This window comes from Myxococcus sp. CA051A (assembly GCF_013336705.1).
GTDB lineage: Bacteria > Myxococcota > Myxococcia > Myxococcales > Myxococcaceae > Myxococcus > Myxococcus llanfairpwllgwyngyllgogerychwyrndrobwllllantysiliogogogochensis.
On record NZ_JABUMS010000009.1, the window covers coordinates 210,717 to 236,682 of the forward strand.

Genomic DNA, 25,966 nt, shown 5'->3' on the forward strand with positions numbered 1-25,966 from the left:
TGGGGTAGACTCGCGGGTCCACCCCTACCCTGGAGCCCCTCCATGCACTCCGCGACGCAGGCAGAGATCGACGAGTCCCATGCGCAATTTCGAGGCGCGTGGAGGAGGATGGCGCTGGCGGGACGCGCGGGTGAGGTTGTCGAGCGTCCCGAAATCTACATCGCCGCGAGCCACGTCTCGTGGGCCCTGATGAACGCGTCCTTCCTGCGCGCCCCCGCGGAGACGGAGCAGGCCCTGGCGACCTCCGTCGCCTCCGCGGCGCGCTACTTCTCCACGGGCAAGCACGCGTGGACGTTCGTCGTATCCGACGACTGGCTCGCGCCCCAGGTTCGTGAGCGGGCCGAGTCCATCCTCGCCTGGTACAAGCTCAAGCCGCTCGCGGTCATCACCGGCATGGTGGCGGACGGGCTCGCGGAGCCCACGCATCCCCTGCCCTCTCTCGAGTTCCGCCCCGTGCAAGACACCTGGGGCCGACAGGCCGTGGCGGACATCAACGCCCAGTCATACGACGCATCTCGCGAGACGGGCCGTGAGGCGTTCGACGTGGAGGCCCTCTACGGGCCGGACTCCCGAGGCTTCGTGGCCTGCCGAGGCGACGCCCCCGCCAGCAGCACCGTGGTGATGCGCGTGGACGACGTCGCATACATCGCGCTCGTGGCGACGTCGCCCGAGCACCGCCGTGTTGGCGCGGCCGAAGTCGTCATGCGACGCGCGCTTCAGGAGGCTCGCGACGCCTGGGGCATCCAGCGCACCGTGCTCCACGCCACCGAGGCCGGACTGCCGCTCTACCTCCGCATGGGTTATCGGCCCGTGACGCGCTTCCGCGTCTACAAGGCCCCGCCTCCCGGGACGACCTGAGGCCGCGACTCACTCCGCCGACTCGACCGTCTCCGCGGAGATGACGCCCTGTTCGATGGCGAGCGCCCGCAGCCGCGCCTTCACGCGCTGGAACTGCTGGCGCAGCGCCGCGGCCCGCCGGTTCAGCGCCTCGCGCGTCAGCGGCTCGTCGGACTCCACCATGACACGCGCGATCTCCGTCCAGGGCTGACGCTGGTCCACGCGCAGCATCAACAACATCCGCTCCTGCGGCTCCAGTTGTTCCCGCAGCGCGCGGAAGCGCTCCTTCACGGCGGTGCGCTGCCAGGGGTGCGTGTCCGTGCGGTGCCGCTGGGGCTCGTTCGCCGCGGGCTCGCTCACCGGCTGTTCCCGCAGCGACGGCGAGTGGAGCTGGTGGTAGCAGGCATTGCGCGCCAGCCGGTATGCCCACGTCCGGAAGGAGCTCTCCCAACGAAAGCCCGGCAACCCCTTGACCAGGTTCTCGCTGAACAGCCCGAACGCGTCCTTCGCCAGCTCGGGATGATGCAGCACGGACGCCATCAATCGTCGCAGCTCCGGCCCATACGTGCGCATGGCCAACTCCACCGCCTTGCCGTACTCGCCGCGAGTGCAGAGCACGTGGAGCACCTCCTCCGCCTGCTCACGGGGCACCGCCACCTCCGCGCCCGAGACTCCCCCTGGCTCGACGTTCATGGACATCATCACGTCACGCTCCTGCTGTGGACCTGCCGGGAGGAGTCACCCCCTCGGCCCTGTGACGACGTCGTCTCACGGCCCAGGCGCGGGCTCCTCCGCTTGAAGGTCCCGCAGGGGAGGAAGCTCCAGGAGCGGATGGCCCAGCCTTCTCTCCCGCACCAGCCGTCCGTACCCCAGCGCCCCCTGCGTCTCCGCGACGCGCAACGCGTGCGCCCGGGCGAGCAGGGCCTCGTCCTCGCGCCCCATCATGGACAGCGCCTCCGCTTCCAGGCCCCGCAGCACCACCTCGTAGGAGCGCTCGCCCGTCGACCCCGCCTCCCCCAACGCCTCGTGCAGCGAGTCGAGCGCCTGGCGCTTCTGCCCAAGGAGCAGCTGGATTTCAGCCAGCATTCCCAGGTTGTGGGGCAGCCCCGCCTTGAAGCCGGAGCGTCGCCAGTGCCCGAGCGCCGCCTGCATCAGCGCCAGTCCTTCACGCGCATTGCCCAGGAGCGCCTGCGCCCAGGCGCGGATGAGCGTGGACCAGCCCAACCACAGCCGGAAGTGGTGCTCGCGGGAGAGCGCGATGTTCCTGTCACACAGCTCCAGGGCTTCGCGCGGCTCGCGGCGAAGCTGGGCCGCCAGGGCCGCGTACAACAACGCGAACGCGGAGGTGTTCGCATGGCCGATGTCCATCGCCAGCCGCAGCCCCTGTCGCGCGTGCTCGCGGGAAGCGTGGGGGGCGTCCATCACCGCGTGCAGCACCGCCGCGTAGGCCAGCGCCGCCACGCGCGGATTGACCCAGTGCTTCACGGCCAGCATCTGATGCCGCTCCAGCTCGAAGTCCGAGAACGTCAGCGCCAGCTCCACATTCTCCAGCGCTGAAGCCAGCCGCCCCCACGTGAAGAAGTCCGTGGCTCGCATCCGGTAACCCAGGGCCAGCAACTCTCGCTGCCCATGCCGTTTGCCCAGGCGCACCAGTCGCTCCGCGACCTCGTGGGCCTCGTCCCAGTGCGCCCGCGCGAAGGCGTGCGCGAAGGCCACCCAGTGCGGCGGCTCCAGTCGAGGCAGGTCATCCTCCAGCTCGCGCATCAGGAAGCGGACCCGCGCATGGACGGACTCGACCTCCGGCGACGAGTACCCCTGCACCTGGACCAGTGACAGCGCGAGGCCGAGCAGCAGCCGCAGCTCCTCGCCATCCAGCGTGCGCGACGGGCGCTGCGCGCGAAGCAACGACAGGGCCTGCCGCAAGTGGCTGATGGCCTCCACGTTGGCCATGCGCCGGCTCGCCATCTCTCCGGCTCGCGCCCACCACCGGATGGCCGCCTCGGCCTGGCCCGACTCGGTGTAGTGCCACGCCAGCAGCTCCGGCTGGGCCTCGGTCACCTCCGGGAACTGCTCCGCCAGCACGCGGGCCACGCGACGGTGATACTGCCGCCGCGCCTTCCTCGGCAGCGAGTCCGCCGCCGCGTCCTGGATGAGCGCGTGCCGGAATCCGTAGCTCGGCTCCACCGTCTCGGCTGGCTGCAACAGCCCCTCGGCCACCAGGCCTGAGAGATCCGCGCGAAGCGAGGTCTCCGTCCGCCCCGACAGCGCCGACAGCAGCGCATGGGAGAAGCTGCGCCCCACCACCGCGCAGACCTGCGCCAGCTCCTTCTGCGAACCGGGCAGCCTGTCCAACCGTGTGAGGAGCAGCTCGCGCAGCGACACGGGCACCTCCACCGATGCGGACTCGCCCCCTCGGGGCTCCTCCACCACCCGACGCGTCAGCTCCTCGGCGAAGAGGGGAATGCCGTCGGTGCGGCGCACCAGTTGGGCGACGAGCTCCGACGAGAGCGGCCTGTCCCCCGCGGCCTTCCGCACCAGCTCGCCCGCAACCGGGGGCGGCAGCCGCTCCAGGGCCAGGCGTTGGACCCTCGAATCGTCGCCCCAGGGCGGAGGCAGCGCGACGCGCGAGGTGAGCAACATGCAGACGCGCAGCTCCGGCAGCCGCTCCAGAAGGAAGCCCAGCAATTGCAACGAGGACGGGTCCGCCCAGTGCAGGTCCTCGACCTCGAGCAACACCGGGCGTTGCTCGGCCAGTCGCGCCAGCAGGTGCGCCAGTGCATCCAGCGTCTCCTGCTTGAGGCGCTCGGGGGCGTAGCGCAGGTGCGGCGCGCCCTCGTCACCGGAGAGCCCCACCAGCCCCGACAACAACTGCGTGCGCCCCGCGCCCAGCCCGAGCACACCCAGGCCCGCCTCCAGCTTCGCCCGGTGCTCCTTCGGAGTGCCCTCGGCGTCGAGCTCGAGCATGCGGCGCAACAAGTCGATGACCGGCGCGAACGCACTGGTGGTCGACTGGGGCCAGCACTGTCCCCGGAGCAGATGGGCCATGAAGGGCGGCACGCGCTCACGCACCTCGCGCACCAGCCGGGACTTGCCGATGCCCGCCTCTCCCGTGACGAGCACGCACGACCCTCGGCCCGCGCGCGCCTCCTCCCACTGTTCCAGGAGGAACTGGAGCTCTCCCTTGCGTCCCACCAGCGGTGTGAGGGAGCGCGACACGAGTCCCCGGTCGAAACGACTGGTGACGCGCCGAGGCTGCACCAGCCGATACGGCGTCACATCCCGCACGCCCGACAGCCCGGTGAATCGCAGCGGCGGCATGGCTTGCGTCACGAAGGCCCCGCGCGTCAGCGCATCCGTCGAGTCGCTGATCCACACCGTCCCCGGCGTGGCCTGTCGCGCCAGCCATGCCGCCACGCGGGGCGCCTCTCCCTGGATGGAAGCATCGTCCAGCACCACCGTGTCCGTGTGCACGCCCACCGTCACGGTCAGCTTCCGCTCCGGGAGCGATGCCAGGGACTCCTGGAGCGTCGGAGCCACGGTGGCGGCGAGTCGCAGCGCGGCGCGCAGGGCCCGCTCGGAGTCGTCCTCTCTCGCCACGGGGTGACCGAAGCAACCCAGCACCTCCTCACCGACGCACAGCACGACCGTGCCCCCCTGCTGCCTCAGCACCTCCGAGCAGCTCCGGTGGAAGGCGGCCTCCAACTCGCCCAGGTCCTCCGCATCCAGCCGCCCGGCCAGCCCGGCCAGGTCCGCGAGGCGACAGGCGACCAGCGTCACCTGTCTTCGCTGCGGGGCCCGGACTCGCCTCGGCTCACGTCGCGGCGCCAGGCCCTCCTCCACCTCGCGCAGCCGCTCGCGCAGCTCCGTCGCCGAGCGGAGCCGGGCCTCGGGCGCCTTGGCCAACAATTCGGCCAGGAGGCCCTCCACCGGCTCCGGCACATCGAGCTCTCGCTCACGCACCGCCGGCACCGGGCCCTGCGACGTCACCCGCTCGCGAATCGATTCGGGGGTGCCCAGGAAGGGTGGCTCACCGGCGAGCATCTCGTAGAGCAGCACGCCGGCGGCCCATAAATCCGTCCGGGAATCCTGCGCCTCGCCACGCCATTGCTCGGGCGCCATGTACGGCGGCGTGCCGGCGGTGGAGAGCGTCACGTCAGGCGCGGCGCTCGCGGCCACCAGCCAGGACAAGCCGAAGTCGAGGATCTTCACCACGCCCGAGCGCGTGATGAACACGTTGCTCGGCTTGAGGTCGCGGTGGACGATGTGCCGCTCGTGCGCGTGAGCCAGCCCCGAGGCCACCGCGTCCAGGATCTCCATCGCTCGCCGGTGCCCCGGACGACCGCGCCGCAACAGGGAGGACAGGGACTCGCCCTCCAGGCACTCCATGACCAGGAAGGGAACCGGCGGCTCCGTCGGCCCACTGCTCCAGAGGTCCACGTTGAAGATGCGGACGATGTGCTCGTGGTCCAGCTGCGCAATGGCCCTCCCCTCCTGACGGAGCAGGGAGATCATCGGCGCCTCCGCGATGGACTCGTGCGGGACGAGGAACTTCAGGGCCACGGGCCGCTGGAGTTCCGAGTCGAGCGCGCGGAAGACCTGCCCCATGGCGCCGCCCCCCAGCTCCTCCAGCACCTCGTAGCGCTTCCCATCCCGGTCGCCGACTCGCATCCCAGGGACAGGCAGCCGAGGGGGCACGGACGCCCGCGCCACCTCCCGGAGAAAGGCGTCGTCGAAGTCCCCGTCCTCGATTGCGTCCGGCCCGTGCTCCAGCACGGAATCAGTACATCGCTCCTCGTCCTGGCCGCTCTCAGGCATCACCGAGTCCCCCGGATGTCTCCGCGCCCGTTGTCCTCTCCTGCCCCCCAACTCCAGGCGTGCCACGCGGCTCCTGCCTGCCCATGAACCGTCGGGTGGGACAAGCGGGCGCAGCCCCTGGTCCCACTCTGGTTCCCACCCGCCCGGGCCAGCGTCACCTCATCGGAAGCAGCCCACGCAACGGGGAAGGTGTGAATGCACCATGGCACATCGACCGTCATCACCCGCGTCCTCCAAGGCAAGCGCGAGGCACTGGATGACTTGCTGAGCTCGGCCGCCAACGCGCGGCGTGAGCTCTTCGCGGGAGTGCCCGGCCTGCACTTCGCGCGCTGGGCCCTCATCGACCTGGGGCCTCGGACCTCGGGAATGGGCCCCGCCGACCCCAGGCTCATCTTCGGCGCGGATGCCGTCCTCGACACGCGAACCACGAAGCCGGACGCGCTGGACCGCGAGTTGCTCCATGCCCTGGTCCGCTGGCTGACGACGCTCCACGAACGCGGCGCCGACGCCGCCCACCTGTTCGACGCCATCTACCGGAACTGCGCGGGTTATCCCGAGGCGGGACTGGCCGAGCCCGAGGCCGTGGAGGACTACCTCGTGGGCCACCGCGCGCCCGCCATCACCCGGCACGTGGACTTCGCCTACCGCTTCCAATCTCCCGAGGACCTGCGCGCCTCCGTGGACGCCCTGCGCGCGGTCAACACGCACCTGGACACGCGGGCCCCACTGCTCGCGGAGACACCCTGGCGGGGACGCCCCCGGGACATGCCGGACCTGCACCACGAACTGAGGGACGTCGCACGCGCCGCCGCGACGAACCTGGATGACCCGGGCTGGCGGGAGCGCCTGGCCACCGCGCGCGAATCGGCGGCGGTGTCCACGCTGGGCTACGCCTTCTATCGCTACGCCTGGGCGCTTCCCGGCATCTATCTGCTCAAGCTGAGGATGTGGCTGGGCGCGAGGAACCGGCCCGAGAGCGCGACCTCCTCGCAGGCGCATGCTTCGGAGTCCGCGCCCCCCATCCCTCCCATGAGCGACGCCATGGTGCAGAACCCCATGGTGCATGTCGCGCGCATCGTCGATGACCCGGGGGCGCTGGCCCTGGCGAGACTGGCGCTTCGCAGCGTGAACCTGCGCCTGCGACGGTACGTGGTGGGCCTCAACCACGTGCAGACCATCCACTGCGCGCGCTGGCTGGTGTACAGCGACGAGGACGGTCGGGGCCCGCACCACCTCATCTTCTTCAGCAACTACGACGACACCTGGGAGTCGTACATCGACGCGTTCGTCGACCACGCGGACGTGCGTGGCTTCCTGGAGCTCATCTGGAGTCGGACCGAAGGGTTCCCCGCGAAGTCGCGGGGCATCGACCCGACGATGCCCAAGCCGCGGCTGCCCGTGGAGCCGTTCAAGGCCTGGCTGCGCGCGCACGAGGTCCCCACGCGAGTCTGGTACAGCGCCGCGCTCGACGGGACTCCACGCCAACGTCACTCCGTCCTGCTGCTGCACAACGCGCTTCGCCTGCGTGAACTACTCACGCGCGAGCGCATGGACCAACCCGTGAAGGACAGAGGCGCTCGCCGCGCCCTGGCCGCGTTCCTGTCCAGGGGCGCGTGCGATCCCGGCCGTCCGCTGCTGCGCCCCATGGCCCTCGTCATCCACTCGATGTCCGCGCTGCTCACCTCGCTTCGACACGGGCGGCGAGAGCCCCGGAGGAAACACCATGCGAACTTCCGAGCCGAGCCTTCCCACGTCGCCCCCATGGAGCACGCCCCCGCCTGAGCTTTCGACGCAGGTGGACCTTCATGATGTGCAGGGCGTGCTGCTGCATGGTTACCGGCACATGGGGGAACTCACCCTGCTCTTCTTGCGCATCGACGACGCTGACGGCTGTCGAAGGTGGCTGCGTGAGCTGACGAGCGATGGGACGCTGACCCAGGCGGACCGCACCGAGCACCCGAGCGACTCCACGCGTGACAAGACGCGCGTCAACGTGGCGCTGTCCCATGCGGGGCTCGTGGCGCTCGACGTGCCGGAAGACGTCCTCGACTCCTTTCCCCATGAGCTGCGCGAAGGCATGGCCCTCAGGGCCCGGGAGCACCTGCGCGACGTGGCGGAGAATGACCCGGACCGCTGGACGCTCGGTGGGACGCGGCACGAAGGCGCGCTGCATGTCCTGCTGCTGCTCTATGCGTCGGACGCCGCGAACATGGAGCCGCTGCTTCGTGAACACCGCGAGCGGGCACAGCGCCACGGGCTGCGCGAAGTCTTCGCCCAGCGAGGCCAGCGACGCGCTCGCGAGGGAGATCCTGCGGGGTATTTCCGCGACCACTTCGGCTTCCTGGATGGCGTGTCGCAACCTCGTCTGGAGGGACTCGATGGCCCCACGGCGCACCCTCGCGACTACGACCGGCCCGTGAAGCGCGGGGAGTTCCTCCTGGGCCACGCCAATGAATACGGCGAGTGGCCCCTGTCACCGCATGTCGCGGAGCACCTGCCTGGCGCAAGCGCACTGCCTCCCGTCCCGGGCCTTCCGGGCCGAAGGGACCTGGGACACAACGGGACCTTCCTCGTCCTGCGCAAGCTGGAGCAGGACGTGCCGGCCTTCGAGTCCTTCCTGGACGAGCAGGCCTCGCTCGCGCCGGAAGGAAGCCCCGAGGAGCGACGGGAGTGGGTGGCCTCGAAGCTGGTGGGGCGCAAGCGCGACGGTGCTCCTCTCGCCGCGCCGCGACGACATCGCTTGCTGCGCAGACTGCTTCCCTTCCTGTTCCAGAAGGACGGCACACCCGCGCGGGCGAGCGGCACTGGACGGCCCCAGCCCGACAACGACTTCCTCTATGCGCGGGATGATCCTCACGGGTACGGCTGCCCCATCACCGCTCATACGCGGCGATGCAACCCTCGGGACGCACTGCCTCCCTCGCCTCACGTGTCGAGCGACGTCACGCGGCGCCATCGACTCCTGCGGCGCGGATTCAACTACGAGGACCCGGAGGGCAAGGGACTCCTGTTCATCGCCCTCAACGCGCACGTGGGCCGTCAGTTCGAACTTGTCCAGCGAAGCTGGGTGCACTTCGAACAGCTCGGAGGCATTGAGGGCGTTGAGGACCCACTCGCCGGAGACGGCGGCGGACGCCTGGTCATCCCCGCGGAGCCAGTCCGGCAATGCGCGACATCTCTGCGAAAATTCGTGACTACCCGGGGAGGCGGGTACTTTTTTCTGCCGAGCCTGAAAGCGCTCTCGTTCTTGGGCATGAAAGAGCGCGCGGCGGAGGACGGAAGAGGGGCCCCCCGCTCGTGAAACCGCGTGGCTGTGGCAGACTTGTTCCTCAGGGGGTTCGACGGATCCATGAGGCGCGGCAGCACACGGGAGTCCGCAAATGGCGACGTGGAATGACCTCATCCAGGCGACGCCCCGGCAGGTGGGCGGCAAGTTCCAGGATGAAGGTTCGGTGGCGCTGCTGGAGGCGCTGCTGGGGACGGAGGGGGAGCAGTTGGTCCTCTTGGGCCATCTGCATCGGGAACCGCATCTGCTGAGGGAGGGGGCTTTTCATCAAGGCCGGATCCACCTGGAGACAGCGACGCGGCCCGAGTGCACCCGCGAGGCGCAGCTCGAGCTGCTCAAGTCCGCGAGTCACTGCTTCACGGAGGCGCTGGGCGCCGAGCGGGACACCGCGCGCGTCTCGTTGATCTCCCTGCACCTGGGGGTCTGCCGGTTGCTGCTGGGCAGTCCGAAGGACGCCAGGGAGTGGGCGGCGATGGCGAACCAGGCGGCGGTGGAGACGCTGAAGGACATCCTCACGGAGGCGACGGGTGAGCAGGGCTTCACGCGCAACCGCTACCTCGGGGGCGTGCTGAACTTCGTCATCTTCTTCACCAGCTCGGCGACGTTGGGCGCGGGCTACCTCGTCTGGGACCGAGTGATGAGCAAGCGGGCCGACAAGGTGCTGCGCCGGGCGCTGGCGCGCATGGAGCCGCTGGCTGGCTACATCGACTCGATTCGGGAGATGCGGCTGCGGCTGGGCGAGGCGGCCTCCAACGTGCCGCGCTACGTGGTGACGCACGCCGTGGACGACAGCCAATGCCTGTCACGCATCACCATCCGCGCCCTGGTGGGTGAAGGCGAGTCCGTGGACTTCAACGGACGAGAGACACGGCGGGTGTCGCGCACGGGGTCTGAGCGGATCACCACGGTCATCCGCTGAGCGTCGGGCGTCGCATGCATCGGTTGTGATGTGAACCGGTGCGACAGAACGAAGCATGGAACGTTGGAGAGGTACGGGACGTACCAATCCTACCCGCTCGAGGAATCTCCATGCCCGCTCACCGCGCTCCCCTCCTTTCCGCTCTATTGCTCGTCGCGATCTCCGGCTGTGTCCCTGGCCTCGCGACCTCCAACCCGACCTACTTCACCGGAGGGAAATGGAGCGCGCTGGACAAACCCTACGCGCTCACACCGCTGCTCGCGTGTGCCGAGTCGGCGGACAACAACGACAAGGTCATCCAAAACATCGAGGACTACGTCGCACCGGCACTCTGGAGCGCCTACGGCCAGGACGTCTCCACTGCGAAGGTGAAGCGCTTGAAGGGGGACAGCGAGTGGTGCGAGGCCCTCCCGAACATCGCCACCGACAAGTTCACCGTCCCGCCGAGGATGAAGCAGGACCTTGCCCGGTACGTGAAGGAGGCCGGCGCCAAGGGCATCATCATCCCGGTCGCGACCCTCTATCGCTCCCCCATCCAACGGGAGCTCCGGACCGAGGACGGGACGCCGTTCGCAAGCGTGGATACGGATCGCTTCACCGCCGACGGCACCGCGCTCTTCTATGTGCACTACATCAACGAGAGCGGAGAGCTGCTCCACACCGAGCGCGCGGGCAGCGGCGGCGACGGAGACTTCAATGATCGGCTCAAGTACATGCGTGACAGCGCGGCGGCGGTCGCCAAGAGGCTGACGCAGGGAGCGCCGCCGGTCGACTTCCAGTAGCGCCCGGCCCGGTCAACGCCACGGCATCGTCCATGAGCCGTGCCGAGACCATCACAGACAAGCGCTCAAGGCAGACCACTCCGGCCGCACCGTGCGAATTGTTCGACGCGCTGCTGGAGTTCGCCATCTCGCGCGGCATCTCGGCCAGGACGAATAGCCAGACACTCCCGCGCGGGGACTCGTTCGTCAGCGAGAGTTCCTTGGATTGAAACGACGGGCCGAGCATGGCGTTCCTCATCCACGAGGACACCGCACCCGGCCCCACGGCGAATCCCCCCTCACGCGCTCGACTACGGCGCGGGAGTGGACACCACGCACAGGTGATACGAACCCGAGCGAACGCCACCCTTGAGGTCTCGCGCCGTCATCGTGACGCTGCAGTTGTTGCAAGCGCCCGTGGGGACCGCCGACGGCGTGAAGTTCGACGACTGGCCCGTGGGCGAAGAGAAGGTCCCCGCACAGGACGACGTCCACTGATACAGCACCGTCCCCAGGTCCGGATCATGAACATTGGCGCTCACCGCCGTGCTCTGGCCCAGCACCACCCTGCCCTCGCTCGCGGTCACCAAGAGGATGAGCGGCGGCGTGTTGAAGCTCACCTGGATGGTGGCGCTGCCGCCCACCTCCAGCTCCTCCGTGACCTCCACCGTCACTCGAGCCCGGCTGATGCCGTTGCGCTGATCTCTCACCGTCAGCGTCAGCGTGACGGTCTGCGCGGACGAGGGCGCCGTCCACGTGGGGTTCGCGATGGTCGCGCTGCTCAACGTTCCCGCGGAAGCGCTCCAGGAATATGAAACCAGGTCGTTGGGCACCGGGTCATGCGCCGTCGCGCCCAGGGTGAGCTGCCCACCGGCCTCCACCGTCGTGCCTGACACCGTCACCGAGTCGATGATGGGCGCATCGTTGTCCGTGTAGTGCCCCAACGTCATGTCATGGAGCGTGACGGCCACGAGCGCCGTCTCGCCTTCGACGATGGTGACCTCCGTCGCCTGTCCCTGGTACTGGAGCGAGTTGTTCGAGGCGTAGGCGGAGACCACGACGACCCGATTCGTCCCAGCGGGGATGCCATCGATGGTGCCGCCCCAGGTGCTGCCCGTCTTCACCAGGTCCTGCTGGATGTCGGAGATGCCCAGACCGGAGATGACCACCTGGATGCGAGTGACGCTGGACTCGCTCGCCGCGAACTCCTGCGTCCCGATGACCATCTGTACCGCCCCCGCGCCCGCGGGTAACTCCTCACCACAGCCAGCGACGAGCGCCAGCAACAACCCGGCGACGGGAAGACGCTTCAAAAGGTGCATGACTGTTCCCCTCTCGCGCGAAAGCGAAGATTCGCTGATGTGGCGCGAGGACTTCGGGGCCCATCAAATACAAGACAATCCATACATCCAACTGGGGCAGGTCCGACACCTTCGCGCGGGGTTTGCGCCCTTCGGGTGACTCAGAAAGCTGCATTCCCAAGGCACCGAGCGGGTCATTCCAGAGGCCCCGGAGTGCCCGAGCCATCACCTCCCGGTGTTTCACGCGCCCGGCAAACCACGGGATTCCTGTCCGTGGACATACACACAGGGAGTGCGCCGGCACCCACCCTCGTGCTAGAGACATCGGCCGAACCGTCCACCTGGGAGTCTCTCTCCATGACCTCGGCTGTCCGAAACGTCCTCGCCCTCGCCCTGTTCTTCGCCTCCACGTCCGCCGTCGCCATCGAGCAGTGGGCCGACGGCCGCGCGGTGCTCCACTCCTGTGTCTACGCCAGCTCCTATGAGGCGGAGATCCGGATGTCGTACCGGAACTACACGCTGCCCTGGGGCACGTCCGTGTATCTCATCCACGGCTGGGGCGGGCTCGACAACGGCGTCGCCATCGAGTGGGACAACACGCAGACGGTCGCCGCCCCCGCGTCCGCCCCGTGGACGTGGACCGTGACGGTCCGGAACACCATCTCCAACCGCACCACCCCCAAGTGGTACGAGCACTTCGACTACGTCTGGAAGGTCGTCCTGCCGAACGGCACCGAGTTCTACGAGAAGGGCAACGGCTCCACCCACGGCTATTACTCCGCCAACCTCCTGGACATCACCAACCGCCCCTGCACGTCGAACGGCACGTTCATCGGCACTCCGTTCGCGCTGACCATCACTTCCATCGAGAAGTGGTAGTCCGTCTGGCTTCGCCGCGACACCTGCGGGCACGGCTGCTGTTGTGGGCCGCCGTGCTCGGCTGTACTTCGAAGCCCCCGCCGTATGCGCTGGATTGCGTGCTGCCCACCGGGGACGTCGAGTCCCACTGCACCCGCCTCGTCGAGCATCAGCAAGTCAATCGGCTCGAACTCACGGGCGCGCGCGAGCTGGTGGTCACCGCCCTGTCCGCGACGCGCACCACCACGCGCCTGGTGGTGGATGCGACGCTCCAAGGCGGCTTTCGCAACCCCGCGGACCAGAACCTCTATCTGTTCCTGGGCGAGCCCACCGACGGCGCCCCGACGACGTATTCGCTGACGGCGGACCCGCAGTACGCCGCGGACCTGGGCTACCCGGTGCGCACCGCGCTGGAGCTGCCCCATCGACTGGACGTGCGCGTGGGCCTGATGGCGCCGCGCACGCAGGGCTACACGCCCCAGGTCTACGTGCGCGACACGGTCCGCGCGGACGCGGTGGGCCCCGACGCGGAGGTGCTCGTGCAGGTGGATGGCGCCCGGATCCACGTGGAGGTGCCCCTGGAGCGCTACTACGCCCTCAAGGGTGTTCCCGTTCCCGGCACGCTCTCCGTCACCCTCGCCACCGCCCGCGACTACGTGGGCTTCGTGGACCACCTCACCGTCCCCTCCGTGGGCCCGGGCGACATGAGACTCGCCGCGACTCGCACCACGGAGCCCGTGCTCTACCCTTCGCTCAACGCGCGCGCCCACCGTTTCAAAGCTGTGACATTGCGCCGGGACGAGGCCGTCACCAGCGTCGAGCTGGAGATGGCTGCCCCCATCACCGACTGGGCCCAGACAAACCTCCAGTTCTTCTTCATCCCCCTGCCACCCACCGCACCACGCCAGGTCCTCCAGGACGCCGCGCACGCGGTGGACCTGCCCTATGCCTGGTCCTGGTATTGCGCCGTGTATTCCCCCCGCCGCGTCTTTTGCCGAGCCTCCGGGGGGCTCGACTTCTCCTACGACACCGCCTACGCCGAGCGCACCGAGCTGCCCACGCTCACCGGCGTCCGCTTCCGCGAGACGGCCCCGGGCCGCTACATCCTGGAGTCCCCCAACACCTCCGTGGGCGCGGGTCCCGAGGGCTTCGCGGTAATGCTGGCGGCGGGGCGAGATGGCTTCGCCCCCACCGCGTTCTACGGCAAGCCTCCACCCGCCAGATGACAGACAATCTCACGAGCTGAGTCCAAGCCACGTCCCCGGTATCCATGAAGCAAACACTCACCTCGCGCCCTGCCCTCTTCGTCGCGCTCGCCCTGGCGGCGATTTACGGGGCGGTGCTCATCGTGACCCGGCTGGATGTCTTCAGCATCGACGTCGCCGGACATCTCGCCAGTGGAATGGCGGTGCGCCGAGGGTACTTCCACCAGTTCAACGACAGCGCCTTCCTGGGCTACGTCCAGAACCTCTTCTACCCGCCGCTCGAGGACCTGCTGTTGGGGGCGCTGCTCTGGCTTCCACTGGAGCCCATCACCACCTTCAAGCTGTTCCTGTCGCTGCTGGTGGCGGGCTACTTCGCGGGCGTGGGCGCCCTGGCACTCCGCTTCGAGCGGCCAGCGGTCCGCTGGCTCTTCGTCCTCGCCTCGGTGCTGCTCTTCTACACGCACAAGGCGGAGGGCTTCGCACAGGGCCTCTGCTTCCTGGACCTGTTCCGGGTGGGCATCACCAGTCAGTTCCTCGGCGCGGTGTTCTTCTTCACGGTGACTGCCGAGCTGTACGGCACACCGCGACCACTGAGGCTGGCGCTGCTCCTGGCCGGAGTGGTCCTGTCACACCTCATCATGGGCCTGGCCGCGGGAGTGCTCGTGCTCCTGTCGCTGCCTCGGATTGTCCGGGTGCCTCGGCTCATGGGGGCGCTGGTGCTCGGCGCGGGACTGAGCGCGTTCTTCTGGCTGCCCTTCCTCGCCTACCGGGGGTTGATGGTCAGCAACCGCGTCATGGTCGAACAGACAGGCTGGAGCGTCGCGCTCGCGTGCCTGCCCGTGGCGCTGTTCGGCTGGACGCGCGGCATGCGCCTGCTCGCGGGCAGCGTCGTGACGCTGCTCCTGCCCTCCCTCTTCGCGCGTGTCTTCGAGGACGCCGCGTGGCTGCCCTCGCTCCACTACTACCGTTTCGACATCTGCGGCCTCGTGCTGGTCCCCGCCGTGGCGGCGGCGGTGCTGGACGCCCTGCCCGCGACGACGTCCCCGTGGAGAACCCGACTGGTGCGCAGCGCCGCGCTCGCGGCCCTGGGGCTCGTGACCTGGCTCTTTCCGCTGCGCTCGGGCCTCACGCTGCCGGACAGGATCGCGCAAGGAACTCGCTTCGAGCGGGAGGCCGCGCCCACCCCAGATGAGCGCTTCGGACGCCACTTCGTTCTGGAGTACCGACGGGCCTTCGACTTCGCGGTGGAGAGCTACCTGGGGGCGATGGACGAGGAATTCAAAGGTCCCAAGGGCCTCTTCTGGGAGAGCAACACCGCCAACCACCTGGTCAGCTCGTACATGGCCACGCTCGTGGGGCGACCCGTCATCCTCGACCACTTCTACTTCGGCAGCTTCACGTGCCCCTTCCAGCAATGCGTGCTGGACCACTTCCTCGCGGACTTCAACGTCACCCGCTTCTCGGTGGACGCGCGGGTGCTGGCCGCGCGCCCCGTGGAGCCGGGCACTCCGCTGGAGGCCATCACCGCCCGCGCCGCCTGCTACACGCGGACGCTCGAGCTGGGTGGAACCTCGCGCTTCCGGCTCGTGCCCGAGCCCTCGTTCTCGGTGAATGGCGCGCCCTTCCGTACCCTGCGAGTCGAGTCGCGCGAGGACATCCCGGGCGGCCCCGCCCTCAACTCCGCCGTGGAAGTGCTTCCTCCGTCCGAGCTGATGCCCTTCGAGCGAGAGGAGCGGTTCTTCTACAACGCCTATTTCCATCCCATCGGCCCCGCCTGCGAGGCGCGCATCCACCTGCGACAGACGCTCGTGGGTGACGCGGAATGGCAGCCCTTGCACGACGCGCTCGCCCACGCGGGGCCCTCTGTGAACCTGCCGCCCGCGCCCGTCTCGTTGCACAAGGAAGGGCGAGGAACCTATCGCCTGGAGCTTCCCGAGGGAGGCCCGCGACTCTTCAAGGTGAAGCTGGCGTGGTTTCCCGGCATGCGGCTGGTGAATGAGCAGGGCATCGAGCAGCCCCTCTTTCGCGCATACCCTCATCTGCTCGGCCTGGGACAAGGAACGCTTCGACTGGAGTACCGGCGACCGCCCATCCTCTGGGCGGGCTATGTCATCAGCGCGCTGTCCTGGACGCTGCTCATGACCCTGGCGCTCATGGCGCGGAGACAGTCCAGACACCCGTCCGCCTGACGCCCCGCGACGGCGCACAAAGACTCGCAACGCTTTCGCGGGATTTAACGACTTTGCACTGATGATATTGTTGAAGCGCGGTCCTTCACCCGAATCACGTTCCAGGAGACGCGCATGGCGACGAACTTCATGGCAGCGACGATGCTCGGAGCTGGGTTGTTCTTGATGGCCTGTGGTGGACCCGCCGACATCGAGGACCCAGGTGCGGATTCGCTGGTCACGCAGGACGCGGCCCTCTCGGCCTCGCTCGCCTGCTCCCAGGACTTCAGCGGCGTCACCTGCACGGCGACCGTCACGGACGGCATTCCGCCGTTCACCTACTCCTGGACCCAGCAGCACTTCCTGTATGCGACGAACAGGACCTACACGTCCGGGCCCACTGCGGGCGGCGCCACCCGGAGCTTCTCGTGTCCCGGGCCAGATGGAACCGGAACGTTCCTCTACGACTTGAGGGCCAGGGTGACGGTGACGGACTCCACGGGAGCTTCGGTGAGTACCGGCTACGGCCCGTACTTCTCCTGCTCCTGAGCCGTTCCGTCACACCCCGCCCCACACCTGGAGTCCTGGTTCTTTCAGGTTTTGCAGGGACTGAGCGTCAGACCCCACCGCCATAGTTCCAGGAGGAGGGAGATGGTGACGGCTCAAGCGTTGTTGGTGTTCGTTCCGGTGGTGCTCGCGCTCGTAGCGGCGGTGGCCATCCGGCGCCCGCGGCGGCGGACGCGGCGACTCAAGGTTCGCGAAGGGTACCCGCCGTACCCTTCGCCCACGGTGACTGGGTGAGCCGGGGCTCGGACTGACGCCCCGGCTCGGCCCGGACGAGCCCCTCCCCCGAGGTCGCTCGTCCCTTTCCGTCAATTCAGAAGTCCTTGATGCGGTCGACCAGGTCCTCGTGTTCGACGAACTGGTTGACGTTGCCCTGGATGTCCGCGACGCGCTGGTTGCGCGCGTGCTCCGCGGTGTCCACGACGTCCAGGTCATTCCACTCGCGCAGCACGGCCTCTTCCGCATCCGGGATGGGCTTGCTGTAGGTGGAGGAGAAATAGAACATCGCGCGGGCGACGTTGCCCTTGTGCGAGTCGGGCGGCTCGAACACCGTGCGCCCCTGCGCGTCGGTTCCAAACTTGGCGCCGTTCTCACTCCACTTCACGTTGACCACCTCGCCGAAGGGCCAGTTGCCCCGCTTCGAGTTGGCCTTGCTGTCGGTGGGGAACAGGTGGTGCAGGTCGCTCTTCGCGACGCCCGTGGCGCCCTTCGACTGGGGCCAGGTGTGCTCCACGTTCATGTCGGAGTTCTTGGGCAGCTTGCCGCCCTCGATTTCCCGGCCGGTGTACACGCACGCCACCTTGCCGTTCACCACATCGAGCTCGCCGAAGATGACCTTGCGCGCCTCGGTGTAGCTCTTCACGTGCTTGCCGGAGGACGACTCCTTGATGGCGCGAAGCAGCGCGGCGTCCCGGAGCCCCTCGAAGGGGTCATTGCCCTCCGACGGCGCCGGCGGGGTGGGCGCCTCCGTCCTGGCCGGGCCCTTCTTCGCGGCGGGCGCCTGCTCGAACGTATCCTTGAGGCCCAGGGCGGCGACATTCCGCGCCTGGGGCGACGACACGTCTTGAGAGGGACGGGTCCCCACGCCAGCGGTGGATGAATTGACGAGCAGACGAGTCAGCGGGCGGGGGGAACCGACAACGGTCATGCCGGGGTTATCGACCGACCCATCCGGCAGTTGCGTTCCGTGACGACAAAAAATACGACTGTGACGGCAAGTCCCTGAGGAGGGGTGGCGGAGCTACACTCCGAGTCTCGCCCTCCCATTTTCCGAGTGTCCCTTGGCCGAGCGTCCCACCATCCTCGTCGTCGATGATGATCCGCACCTGCGGGACATCGTCCGCTTCGCGTTGGAGCAAGGAGGCTTCCGGGTGGAGGAGGCCGCGGATGGACGGGCGGCGGTGACGCAGGTCCAGCGTGCTCCCCCCGCGCTCATCGTCCTGGACATCATGATGCCGGAGATGGACGGGCTGGCGGTGTGCCGCGAGGTCCGCCGCGCGCACGAGTTGCCCATCGTCTTCCTCTCCTCGCGCGACGACGAGGTGGACCGCATCCTCGGCCTGGAGCTGGGCGGCGACGACTACCTCACCAAGCCCTTCAGTCCGCGCGAGCTGGTGGCGCGCGTGAAGGCGGTGCTGCGCCGCGCCCGGCCCGCTCCTGAAGCCGCCGCCACCTCGACGGCGACCCAACCGCTCTCGCGGGGGCCCTTGAAGCTGGACGAGGAGCGCTTTCGTGCCTGGTGGGGCGAGCAGGAAGTGGTGCTCACCGTGACGGAGTTCCACCTGCTCGCGGCGCTGCTGCGCGTGCCCGGCAAGGTGTTCACCCGCGACGAGGTGATGACCCGCGTCTATGACGACGGCGTGGTGAGTGACCGCACCATCGACAGCCACGTGCGTCGGGTGCGCCAGAAGTTCGCCGGAGTCGGCGGAGAAGTCATCGAGACGGTGCATGGCCTTGGCTATCGGCTCGCCATCCCCTAGGCCCCGCGCCAGGCCCCGGCTGTGGATGGTCTTCGCCTCGGTGGGGCTGGCGGGCTTCGTGCTCACGCTGGGCGGACTGTCCTTCGTGCGCGTCTACGACAACCAGCTCATCCGACAGACGGAGACGGAGCTGCTCACGCAGGGCGCCGTGGTCGCCGAGGTCTACCGGTCCATGCTGGCCGAGCAGGTGGGGACGCTCGACTACGGAAAGCCTCGCACCGCGAAGTGGCCCTTCCCCATTCCGAGCGACGACCAGCTGCGGCCCGTCCTCCCTTCCCTCCGGGCCTCGGACGAGCCCTTGCCGCCGGACGACCGCCCACCCCTTTCGCGCGTGCCAGGAGAACCCCTGGCCCAGGACGTGGGTCAGCGACTGCGGCCTCTGTTGGAGAACGTGAGGGCGGCCACGCTCGCGGGCATCCGCGTCGTCGACGTCAGGGGCGTGGTGGTGTCCAGCAGCAGCGCCGAGTTGATTGGCGCGACGCTGGGTGACCGGCTCGAAGTGCAGGAGGCGCTTCACGGCGTCCCCACCAGCGTGCTGCGTCGCCGCCACGCAGAGCCCGAGGACACACCCCTCGCCTCCCTCAGTCGAGACACCGGCATCCGCGTCTTCGTGGCCCTGCCCGTCCTCCACGGTGAGCGCGTCTGGGGCGCGGTGGTGCTGGCGCGCACGCCCATGACGTTCGCCAAGGCCACGTATGCGGACCGCTGGAACCTGACGGCCACGGGGCTGGTGCTGCTGGGCGCGGTGGCGCTGATGTCGCTCGCCGCCGCCGCGCTGCTGGGCCGTCCCGTGCGTGCGCTGGTGCGGCAGACGCGCGCCATCGCCGCGAGCGCGCCCGAGGGCTTCGAGCCCGTGGCCCGCCCCGTCGTCGCGGAGCTGGCCGAGCTGTCCGAATCCCTGGCCGGCATGGCCACCGCCCTGCGCGACAGGAACCAGTACATCCGCTCCTTCGCCGCCAACGTGTCGCACGAGTTCAAGACGCCGCTGGCCTCCATCCAGGGCGCGGTGGAGCTGCTGCGCGACAGCGCCGAGGTGATGACGCCAGAGCAGCGCGCGCGCTTCCTCTCCAACATCGACGCCGATGCGAAGCGCCTCACCCGGCTCGTGCAACGGCTGATGGAGCTGGCCCGCGCGGACTCGATGACGGCCCGCCCCGCGCAGGTGGAGCTGGCGCCCTTGCTGACGGCGCTCTCCACCCGGGCAGGCGCGGAGGGACTTGCGCGCGTCGACGTGGGGCCCGTGCCGGAGGGGCTCACCGTGAGCCTGCCCGCAGAGGTGATGGATGACGTGCTCTGGCAGCTCGTCACCAACGCGAGGCAGCACGGGGGCGAGGACGTCCAGGTGTCTCTGTCCGTGGAGACGAACACCGAGGGGTCCGTTCGAGTCGTCGTGCGAGACACCGGCCGAGGCATCTCCGAGGCGAACCGGGCGCTCATCTTCGACGCCTTCTTCACCACGGCGCGTGAGCGCGGCGGCACGGGCCTGGGCCTCACCATCTCCCAGTCGATGCTGCGAGCGTTCGGCGCGGGACTGGAGCTGCTCCCGGCCCGACCCGCGGAGCCGGGCGCGGCCTTCGCCGTGGCGGCGCCCCTGGTTCGTCGCTAGGTTGGGCAGGCCCATGAAAACCGTGGATGAATGGAAGGCGATGCTTCGCGCCGCGATGAAAGAGGCGCTTCGCGCTCGGAACGCACCTGCCTCGGCGGTGCTTCGTGAAGTGCTGGCGGCCCTCGACAACGCGGAAGCTCCCGACGTAAGCGGCGCTCCAGCGGCCGTGGATGGGGCCTTCGCGGGAAGTGCCGGTGGCCTGGGGAGTGGTGAAGTGGCCCGCCTGGCCCTGACGCCCGAAGCCGTGAACGCCGTCATCGAACGCGAGGTTCAAGAACGGCGGGACGCGGTGGCCCTCTACGTCAGCCTGGGCAGACACGACGAGGCCAACGCGTTGAGGGCCCAGTTGGACGTGCTCCTGGAGCTTCAGCGGAAGTAGCTGTTGGAGATGTCCACCGAGTAGCCCAGCTCGAGCGTGGGCGAGGACGCGGCCACCAGGTACTGACGGAAGTGCAGCACCTTGCCCGGCAGGGGCGCGCTCTCCGCCACGGCGGCGGCCTCATCCACCTGCTCCAGGCTTCCACCCTCGCGGCGGTAGTTGAACACCGCGGGGAAGTGCGCGCGGGCCCGCAGCTCCGCCACCGGCCACGAGACGCGGGGCAGCGCCAGCTTCAGCCGACCGGACAGGTGGAAGACGCCCAGCTCCCGCGCCAGCACCACTTCCAGCGCGCCGCCCGTCTCACCCAGCCGCGCCGGAGCGACCTTCAGCTTCAGCACGCCGTCCGTTGCCTCCTCCACCGGCACGGGCACCGCGTTGAGGGTGACACGCTCCAACTTGTGCCCTTCCGGCACCGTCAACTCCAGCGGCTGCTCGCGGTCCAGGCTCAGCGTGTAGCTGACGCGCAGCGAGGCACGCCCCTCCAGGGTGGACACCCACGTCGCGGTGGCCTCGGCGATGCGAGGCTCCATCGGCGGGCGCACCTGCGGCTTCATCGACTGCGACACCAGCGAGGCCGCGCGCCACCCCACCCGCAGCACGCCCTGCACGGGATAGACGGCGTAGCCCTCCCCCGAGGTCGGCAGCGGCTCCATCAGCGTGAAGACGGACGTGTCGGCCTCCAGCTCGAGCGGCACCGGAGAGGCCTGCGGTCCGAACCGAAGCTGCGCGCGACGCTCAGGCCCCGTGCCCGACGAGCGCACCGTGAGGCCCACCTCGAAGGCGTGACGCCCCGCCTTGCGCGTGAGCAGGCACAGAAAGCCGTCCACGACTCCCACCGTGGCGTCCTCCAGCGTGGGCAGCGCGGTGGGGTACGTGTCCGCGTCGAGCTGGAGCAGGCGCACCTGCGTCCACCGTCCGTCCGCGAGCACCTCCACCTGGAAGGTCGCTTCCACCTGGAGGGCGTCCGTCGACAGCCGGCCCTTGAGCTCACTCTTCACCAGGGCCTCGGTGGGAGGCTCGGGCACATCCGACTGGCGCTGCGTGTAGAGGGGAATGAGCTGCTCCAACGGCACGGTGGCGGTGCCCGCGGGAGAAGTCGAGGCCGCGGTGGCGCCCGTGGCCAGGGCCTCCGGGGCGAGCAGCATGAATCCGACGAGGAGAGAAAGGGTCCGCATGGTGGGCTCAGCTCGCTTCCGGGGTGACAGGGGTGGCGGCGGCCTCGCGAGGGGCGGCGCCGGGCTGGGACAAGTCGGAGAGGAAGGCCCGCACGCTGGCGCGGGTGGAGAGGACCATCAGTCCGAGCAGGCCGGCGAGAATCTCCAGCGTGTAGATGAGGCCGGTGTAGCCCTCCAGGATGACTGCGCCGGTGGGCACCAGCAGCGTGGCCGCCCAGAGGCCCGCGAGCACCGCCATGCGCTCCTTGGGGAACAGCCAGCGGGCATAGGCCACCACCGCCGCGCCCAGTCCCAGCGCGCTGAGGACGTAGGCCCCATAGAAGTTCATGAAGGCGGCCAGGTACGCGAGGAGCACGAAGAAGAAGCCGTACACGGCGGCCAGCAGATACGCCTCATGCAGCGCGAGCTGTCGCTTGTGCCGCATGCCCAGCGCCGCGAGCAGCGCCACCAGGGCGAGGAACGGCACCCACGCGCGGCTCGCCATGCGGGACACCATGGAGTCGAACGTCTTCTCCGAGGGCAGGATGACGCCCAGGTTGACGCCGGACTCCAGCGACTGGAAGGCCCAGTCCAGCGTCACCGTGTCGCTGCCCGTCTGCACGGACGAGGCGGACAGCACGCCCCCCGGATAGTCGTAGTTGTCGCCCCCCTCCACGGCGAAGTGCAGGCGGACGTCGCGCGCGGAGAGCGCCGGGTCCAACTTGTAGATGAAGGAGTCGAGCCCTCGGGCGCGGTAGCGGATGACGAAGCGGGCCGTGGCGCCCTTCGCGATGCGTCCCGTCCACACCAGCCGGTTGCCGGAATCACCCAGGTCCAGGCTGGCCTCCTGGCCATCCACGAGGAACTGGAGCTCCGACAGCAGCACCTGCGACTTGTCCATCTCCATGGGGAAGATGAACGCCACGTCGATGTCGTGGCCCTCGCGGTTGACCACCGCGTACTCCGCGCCCAGGTTGAAGTCGAAGCCGGAGAAGTAGCGCAGGCCGCGCTTGCGGTAGTTCATCTTCGCCAGCACCTCCACGTGCTGACGGTCGAAGGCCAGCGGCTTCAGCTCGGTGAAGATGGTGCCGCTGTGCACGAAGCGCAGCGAGGGCGCGGGTTGGACGACGGGAGCACCCCACCGGTCCTCCACGCCCGCCGCCAGCTCCGAGTTGGCGAAGTCCGCCCGGTCCGCCACCTGGCCGGCGATCACCGCCGTGGCGAAGATGACGATGAAGAGACTGCCGAAGACGTGGTGGGCGACGAGCCAGCGGAAGGCCCTACGGATGGGGCCGTCGGACGTCCGCTGCGGACGCGGCGCGGAAACAGGGATGTTCATGGGCCCAGACTGGCCCCCCGGTGTGCAACCCGGATGGCCAGCCTGTGCGCTTCATGAGGAATGTTCGTGCGGAATTTGTGCAAGCCCGGGGAGATTCCCCCCGGGCCCGGGTTTCACATCAGTGCACCGCGAGGTTGCGCACGTCGAACGCGCGGGTGAGGCAGGACTGGTTCGCGGTGGAGTCCAGGTGCTGCGCGCGGTCCCGAATCTCGAAGAAGCTGCGCACCGTGCCGTCCACCGGGTCCGCCACGTTGAAGGGCGTGAGCGGGTTCACCATGCCCGTGGAGAGGAAGGCCGACAGCGCGCCCGTCTCGCCAATGTGCGTGAAGGGCGTGTTCGTCTCACGCGCGTGACAGCCGTTGCACGTGTTGAACGAGAACTTGTGCCGCGCGGTGTTGTTCACGATGCCGGTGGCCCGCCAGAACGTGCTGGACGGCGTTGGGACGCGCGGGTTGGCGCCCAGGAAGTTCACGCTCGCGAAGGTGGCCGGCACGCCGTAGGTGTTGGCGAGGATGGCCGCCTGGTTGGTGTTCACGAAGTCGCGGAAGATGGTGGTGTTGTTGCGCGCGTCTCCCGGCGTCAACGCCACCGTGGTCTCCGACAGGAAGTTCGGCGTCGCGCCCGTGTCGAACAGGTGGAACTCCCGCAGCTCCCAGGGCGAGGCGAGCATGAAGTCGTTGGTGCGAATCTGGTTGATGGCGTTGCCGTTGGGCTTGGTGGGCGCCGCGCCGGCGACGACGACCTGCTCCGTGAGCGCCTGCAGCGCCGCGTTGTAGGCCGGGCTGCCCAGCACCATCAGCGGGTTCGACAGCTGCATCCACTGCTGCGCCCAGCTCTTCACGTTGAGGCAGCCGGAGATGGGCACGCCGTACTCGAAGATGACCAGCAGCGGCCGGATGACGCAGCCCGCGCTCTTGTCCACCGCGGCGAAGACGAAGCGCAGCTCACCGCCACCGCTGGAGCCGCCGTAGCCCACCGGGCCATTGCCCTTGCCCAGGTCCAACCGGTTGAAGATGGCCACCAGCTTGAACGCCGACTTCGTCATGTCGAGCGTGCCGGCGATCTTCGGCCACGGGTTCAGGATGCGCGGCACCACCTGCGTGCGCGCCGGGACGGTCCACCCGTTGAGCGTCTGGTTCGCGTTCCACTGCAGCAACCACTGCTCGGTGAGGGCCGACGGCGTCACGAACGTGCTCGCCATCTCCGTCATCAGGTGGTTGAACGTCCACACCCCGTTCGGGTTGCCAGAGTTCGAGCACGGGTCATACGTCCGCGTCGGGTCGTTGATGACGTTCGGATGGGTGATGATGAGGGATTTGGCCGGCCTGACGTCGGCGAGCAGGCCCACGGGCGTCACGGGGATGGGGACGCGCGGACGGAAGACGTCCGATGAGAGAGCCACCACCCGGCGCTCCTCCACCAGCTCGCGGTTGTTGAAGACGGCGAACGTCAGCGGCTCGTTGGGCTGCCGGTTCTGCGCCGCGGTGATGCGGTCCTGCGTCTTGCGGTGCAGCTCGAGGTCGACCTCGGCGAAGCCGGAGAACACACCATCTCCGGCCTGCTCGTCACCCTCCGTGCCTTGATCTCTCAGCACCACGGGCTTGCCCGTATCGGACACCACGGGGACCTCCGTGAAGAGGCCTTGCTGACTCTGGGCGAGCCGCACTCGGACCAGGCTGCGGGTCGCGGTGCCCAGGACGTCGTCCTGCGCCACCACGTCGAGCGACTGGATGATGGGCGCGGGCTTGTTGGTGGGCGTCGGCTCGGCCACCGCCGCCTGGGGCCGCTCCTCCAGGGGAGCCGGGCTCTCCAGCGCCTCTCCACCACAACCCGTCATGCACAATGCGATTGCGAGCACACCGGACCCAGCCCACTTCAGGCCCAGGGCCTTCTTCGGGGACCACTTCTTCATGGATGTCGCCTCCAGGGGATTTACGGCGACCCCTCCAAGTGCACCCCGCAGGCCAGGACCAGCACCCCGAGAGAAGCCCACACACACCAGGGGGATGTGTCTCTTGAGGCAACAACCGTCACTCGGACTGTGACTTTCCGCGCTACAGCGCCTCTCCTTTCCCGAGAGGGTCCAAAGTTGTACGGCAGCCCAGAAACCGGCTCAAATCCAGGAAATGGAGAGAGTCGAGGAGATCTACCAGGGCTTCGTGGTTGATCATCAGCTCGAGCGCGCGGGCCTCTTCGAGCTGCTCCGCGAGCGGTTCGTTGCCGTGGACACCGTGCTGTACCCGGGGTGCTTCGTGCACATCACCCCGTCGTTCTTCTTCCAGCACGTCGTCTACGTGGACCGGAACGACCTGGCGCAGGGCTTCTTCGCCAACAAGGACGGCGTGCTGCGGAAGATCTCCTCCCGGCAGCAGTACGCCCAGAAGGCCCACGTGCGCTTCGTCTCGCAGGACTACCTGCAGCCCATCCCCGCGCTCGAGGAGAGCTTCGACCTGCTGCTGGCGCTGTATGCCGGAGGAATCTCCCGCGCCTGCGGCAAGTACCTGAAGGTCGGCGGGCTGCTGGTGACGAACGACCACCACGGCGACGCGGCGGAGGCCGCGGCCGAAGAGAACCTGGAGCTGGTCGCCGTGGTGAAGGAGCTGCGGGGGAAGTACACCTTCAGCGACCAGGAACTCGCCGCGTACCTGGTCCCAAAGCTACCGCCCCGGGGCCCCGCCGCGCTCGACGACGCGGGCGGCTCCCACTGGGCCCGGCCCGCCGACTACTACGTGTTCCGCAAGACGCGCCCGGGCGCGGCGTCGCTGGAGACCGGGCGCTTCTCGGCACCGCACTGA

The 25,966-nt window shown here is 68.8% G+C and carries 20 protein-coding genes; 13 read left to right on the forward strand and 7 right to left on the reverse strand.

Going from position 1 to position 25,966, the window contains the following annotated elements:
* Positions 1-42: 42 nt before the first annotated feature.
* Complete coding sequence (locus tag HUA74_RS25795; protein ID WP_174456670.1) at positions 43-858, forward strand: GNAT family N-acetyltransferase; 816 nt, start codon at positions 43-45, stop codon at positions 856-858.
* Positions 859-867: 9 nt separating this feature from the next.
* Here the strand turns inward: HUA74_RS25795 and HUA74_RS25800 are convergent, their stop codons facing one another.
* Positions 868-1,539, reverse strand: a complete 672-nt coding sequence (locus HUA74_RS25800; protein WP_254614888.1) for an RNA polymerase sigma factor — start codon at positions 1,537-1,539, stop codon at positions 868-870.
* Positions 1,540-1,605: 66 nt separating this feature from the next.
* Positions 1,606-5,652, reverse strand: a complete 4,047-nt coding sequence (locus tag HUA74_RS25805) for a protein kinase (protein ID WP_174456671.1) — start codon at positions 5,650-5,652, stop codon at positions 1,606-1,608.
* 195 nt (positions 5,653-5,847) lie between these two features.
* Here HUA74_RS25805 and HUA74_RS25810 point away from each other — a divergent pair, with 195 nt between their 5' ends.
* The 4 genes from HUA74_RS25810 to HUA74_RS25825 all read left to right on the forward strand — a co-directional run bounded on the left by HUA74_RS25810 (position 5,848) and on the right by HUA74_RS25825 (position 10,639).
* A complete protein-coding gene (locus tag HUA74_RS25810; RefSeq protein ID WP_174456672.1) occupies positions 5,848-7,434 on the forward strand; it encodes a hypothetical protein in 1,587 nt (528 codons plus the stop codon).
* Entirely contained in the window at positions 7,376-8,953 is a 1,578-nt protein-coding gene (locus HUA74_RS25815) for a Dyp-type peroxidase domain-containing protein (protein ID WP_174456673.1), read from the forward strand. Before HUA74_RS25810 ends, HUA74_RS25815 begins: the two co-directional genes overlap by 59 nt.
* A 79-nt stretch (positions 8,954-9,032) precedes the next feature.
* A complete protein-coding gene (locus HUA74_RS25820) occupies positions 9,033-9,857 on the forward strand; it encodes a hypothetical protein (RefSeq protein WP_174456674.1) in 825 nt (274 codons plus the stop codon).
* 110 nt (positions 9,858-9,967) lie between these two features.
* Positions 9,968-10,639, forward strand: a complete 672-nt coding sequence (locus tag HUA74_RS25825; RefSeq protein WP_141643748.1) for a 2-hydroxyacyl-CoA dehydratase family protein — start codon at positions 9,968-9,970, stop codon at positions 10,637-10,639.
* Positions 10,640-10,929: 290 nt separating this feature from the next.
* On the opposite strand, the gene HUA74_RS25830 is transcribed toward HUA74_RS25825, so the two are convergent.
* The gene (locus HUA74_RS25830; RefSeq protein ID WP_174456675.1) at positions 10,930-11,940 is read right to left on the reverse strand and encodes an Ig-like domain-containing protein; all 1,011 of its coding nucleotides are present in this window, start codon (positions 11,938-11,940) and stop codon (positions 10,930-10,932) included.
* A gap of 336 nt (positions 11,941-12,276) precedes the next feature.
* Here HUA74_RS25830 and HUA74_RS25835 point away from each other — a divergent pair, with 336 nt between their 5' ends.
* From HUA74_RS25835 to HUA74_RS25850, 4 genes are all read left to right on the forward strand, one after another.
* Positions 12,277-12,798, forward strand: coding sequence for a hypothetical protein (locus HUA74_RS25835; protein ID WP_174456676.1), 522 nt, complete (start codon positions 12,277-12,279; stop codon positions 12,796-12,798).
* A complete protein-coding gene (locus tag HUA74_RS25840; RefSeq protein ID WP_174456677.1) occupies positions 12,792-14,003 on the forward strand; it encodes a hypothetical protein in 1,212 nt (403 codons plus the stop codon). The genes HUA74_RS25835 and HUA74_RS25840 overlap by 7 nt, the downstream gene beginning before the upstream one ends.
* Positions 14,004-14,047: 44 nt before the next feature.
* Positions 14,048-16,171 carry a hypothetical protein gene (locus tag HUA74_RS25845; RefSeq protein WP_174456678.1) on the forward strand — a complete coding sequence of 708 codons (2,124 nt, stop codon included), beginning with the start codon at positions 14,048-14,050 and terminating at the stop codon, positions 16,169-16,171.
* Between the two features lie 114 nt (positions 16,172-16,285).
* Complete coding sequence (locus HUA74_RS25850) at positions 16,286-16,699, forward strand: hypothetical protein (RefSeq protein ID WP_174456679.1); 414 nt, start codon at positions 16,286-16,288, stop codon at positions 16,697-16,699.
* 328 nt (positions 16,700-17,027) lie between these two features.
* On the opposite strand, the gene HUA74_RS25855 is transcribed toward HUA74_RS25850, so the two are convergent.
* Positions 17,028-17,861 carry an endonuclease I family protein gene (locus tag HUA74_RS25855; RefSeq protein ID WP_174456680.1) on the reverse strand — a complete coding sequence of 278 codons (834 nt, stop codon included), beginning with the start codon at positions 17,859-17,861 and terminating at the stop codon, positions 17,028-17,030.
* Between the two features lie 133 nt (positions 17,862-17,994).
* Here HUA74_RS25855 and HUA74_RS25860 point away from each other — a divergent pair, with 133 nt between their 5' ends.
* Genes HUA74_RS25860 through HUA74_RS25870 form a run of 3 tightly spaced genes read left to right on the forward strand, consistent with a single transcriptional unit; the run spans position 17,995 to position 20,678 of the window.
* Positions 17,995-18,693 (forward strand): response regulator transcription factor, encoded by a 699-nt coding sequence (locus HUA74_RS25860; protein WP_174456681.1) that lies wholly within the window; start codon positions 17,995-17,997, stop codon positions 18,691-18,693.
* Positions 18,662-20,299, forward strand: a complete 1,638-nt coding sequence (locus tag HUA74_RS25865; protein ID WP_174456682.1) for a histidine kinase dimerization/phospho-acceptor domain-containing protein — start codon at positions 18,662-18,664, stop codon at positions 20,297-20,299. The genes HUA74_RS25860 and HUA74_RS25865 overlap by 32 nt, the downstream gene beginning before the upstream one ends.
* 13 nt (positions 20,300-20,312) lie before the next feature.
* Positions 20,313-20,678 (forward strand): GatB/YqeY domain-containing protein, encoded by a 366-nt coding sequence (locus HUA74_RS25870; protein WP_174456683.1) that lies wholly within the window; start codon positions 20,313-20,315, stop codon positions 20,676-20,678.
* On the opposite strand, the gene HUA74_RS25875 is transcribed toward HUA74_RS25870, so the two are convergent.
* From HUA74_RS25875 to HUA74_RS25885, 3 genes are all read right to left on the reverse strand, one after another.
* Positions 20,666-21,853, reverse strand: coding sequence for a hypothetical protein (locus HUA74_RS25875; protein ID WP_174456684.1), 1,188 nt, complete (start codon positions 21,851-21,853; stop codon positions 20,666-20,668). The two genes, HUA74_RS25870 and HUA74_RS25875, sit on opposite strands and share 13 nt — an antisense overlap.
* A 7-nt stretch (positions 21,854-21,860) precedes the next feature.
* Entirely contained in the window at positions 21,861-23,171 is a 1,311-nt protein-coding gene (locus HUA74_RS25880; protein ID WP_174456685.1) for a hypothetical protein, read from the reverse strand.
* Positions 23,172-23,289: 118 nt separating this feature from the next.
* Positions 23,290-25,083: a choice-of-anchor X domain-containing protein gene (locus HUA74_RS25885; protein WP_141643760.1), complete on the reverse strand. Its 1,794-nt coding sequence runs from the start codon at positions 25,081-25,083 to the stop codon at positions 23,290-23,292.
* Positions 25,084-25,297: 214 nt separating this feature from the next.
* On the opposite strand from HUA74_RS25885, the gene HUA74_RS25890 reads away from it, so the two are divergent.
* On the forward strand, positions 25,298-25,966 hold the full coding sequence (locus HUA74_RS25890) for a hypothetical protein (protein ID WP_141643761.1): 669 nt from the start codon (positions 25,298-25,300) through the stop codon (positions 25,964-25,966).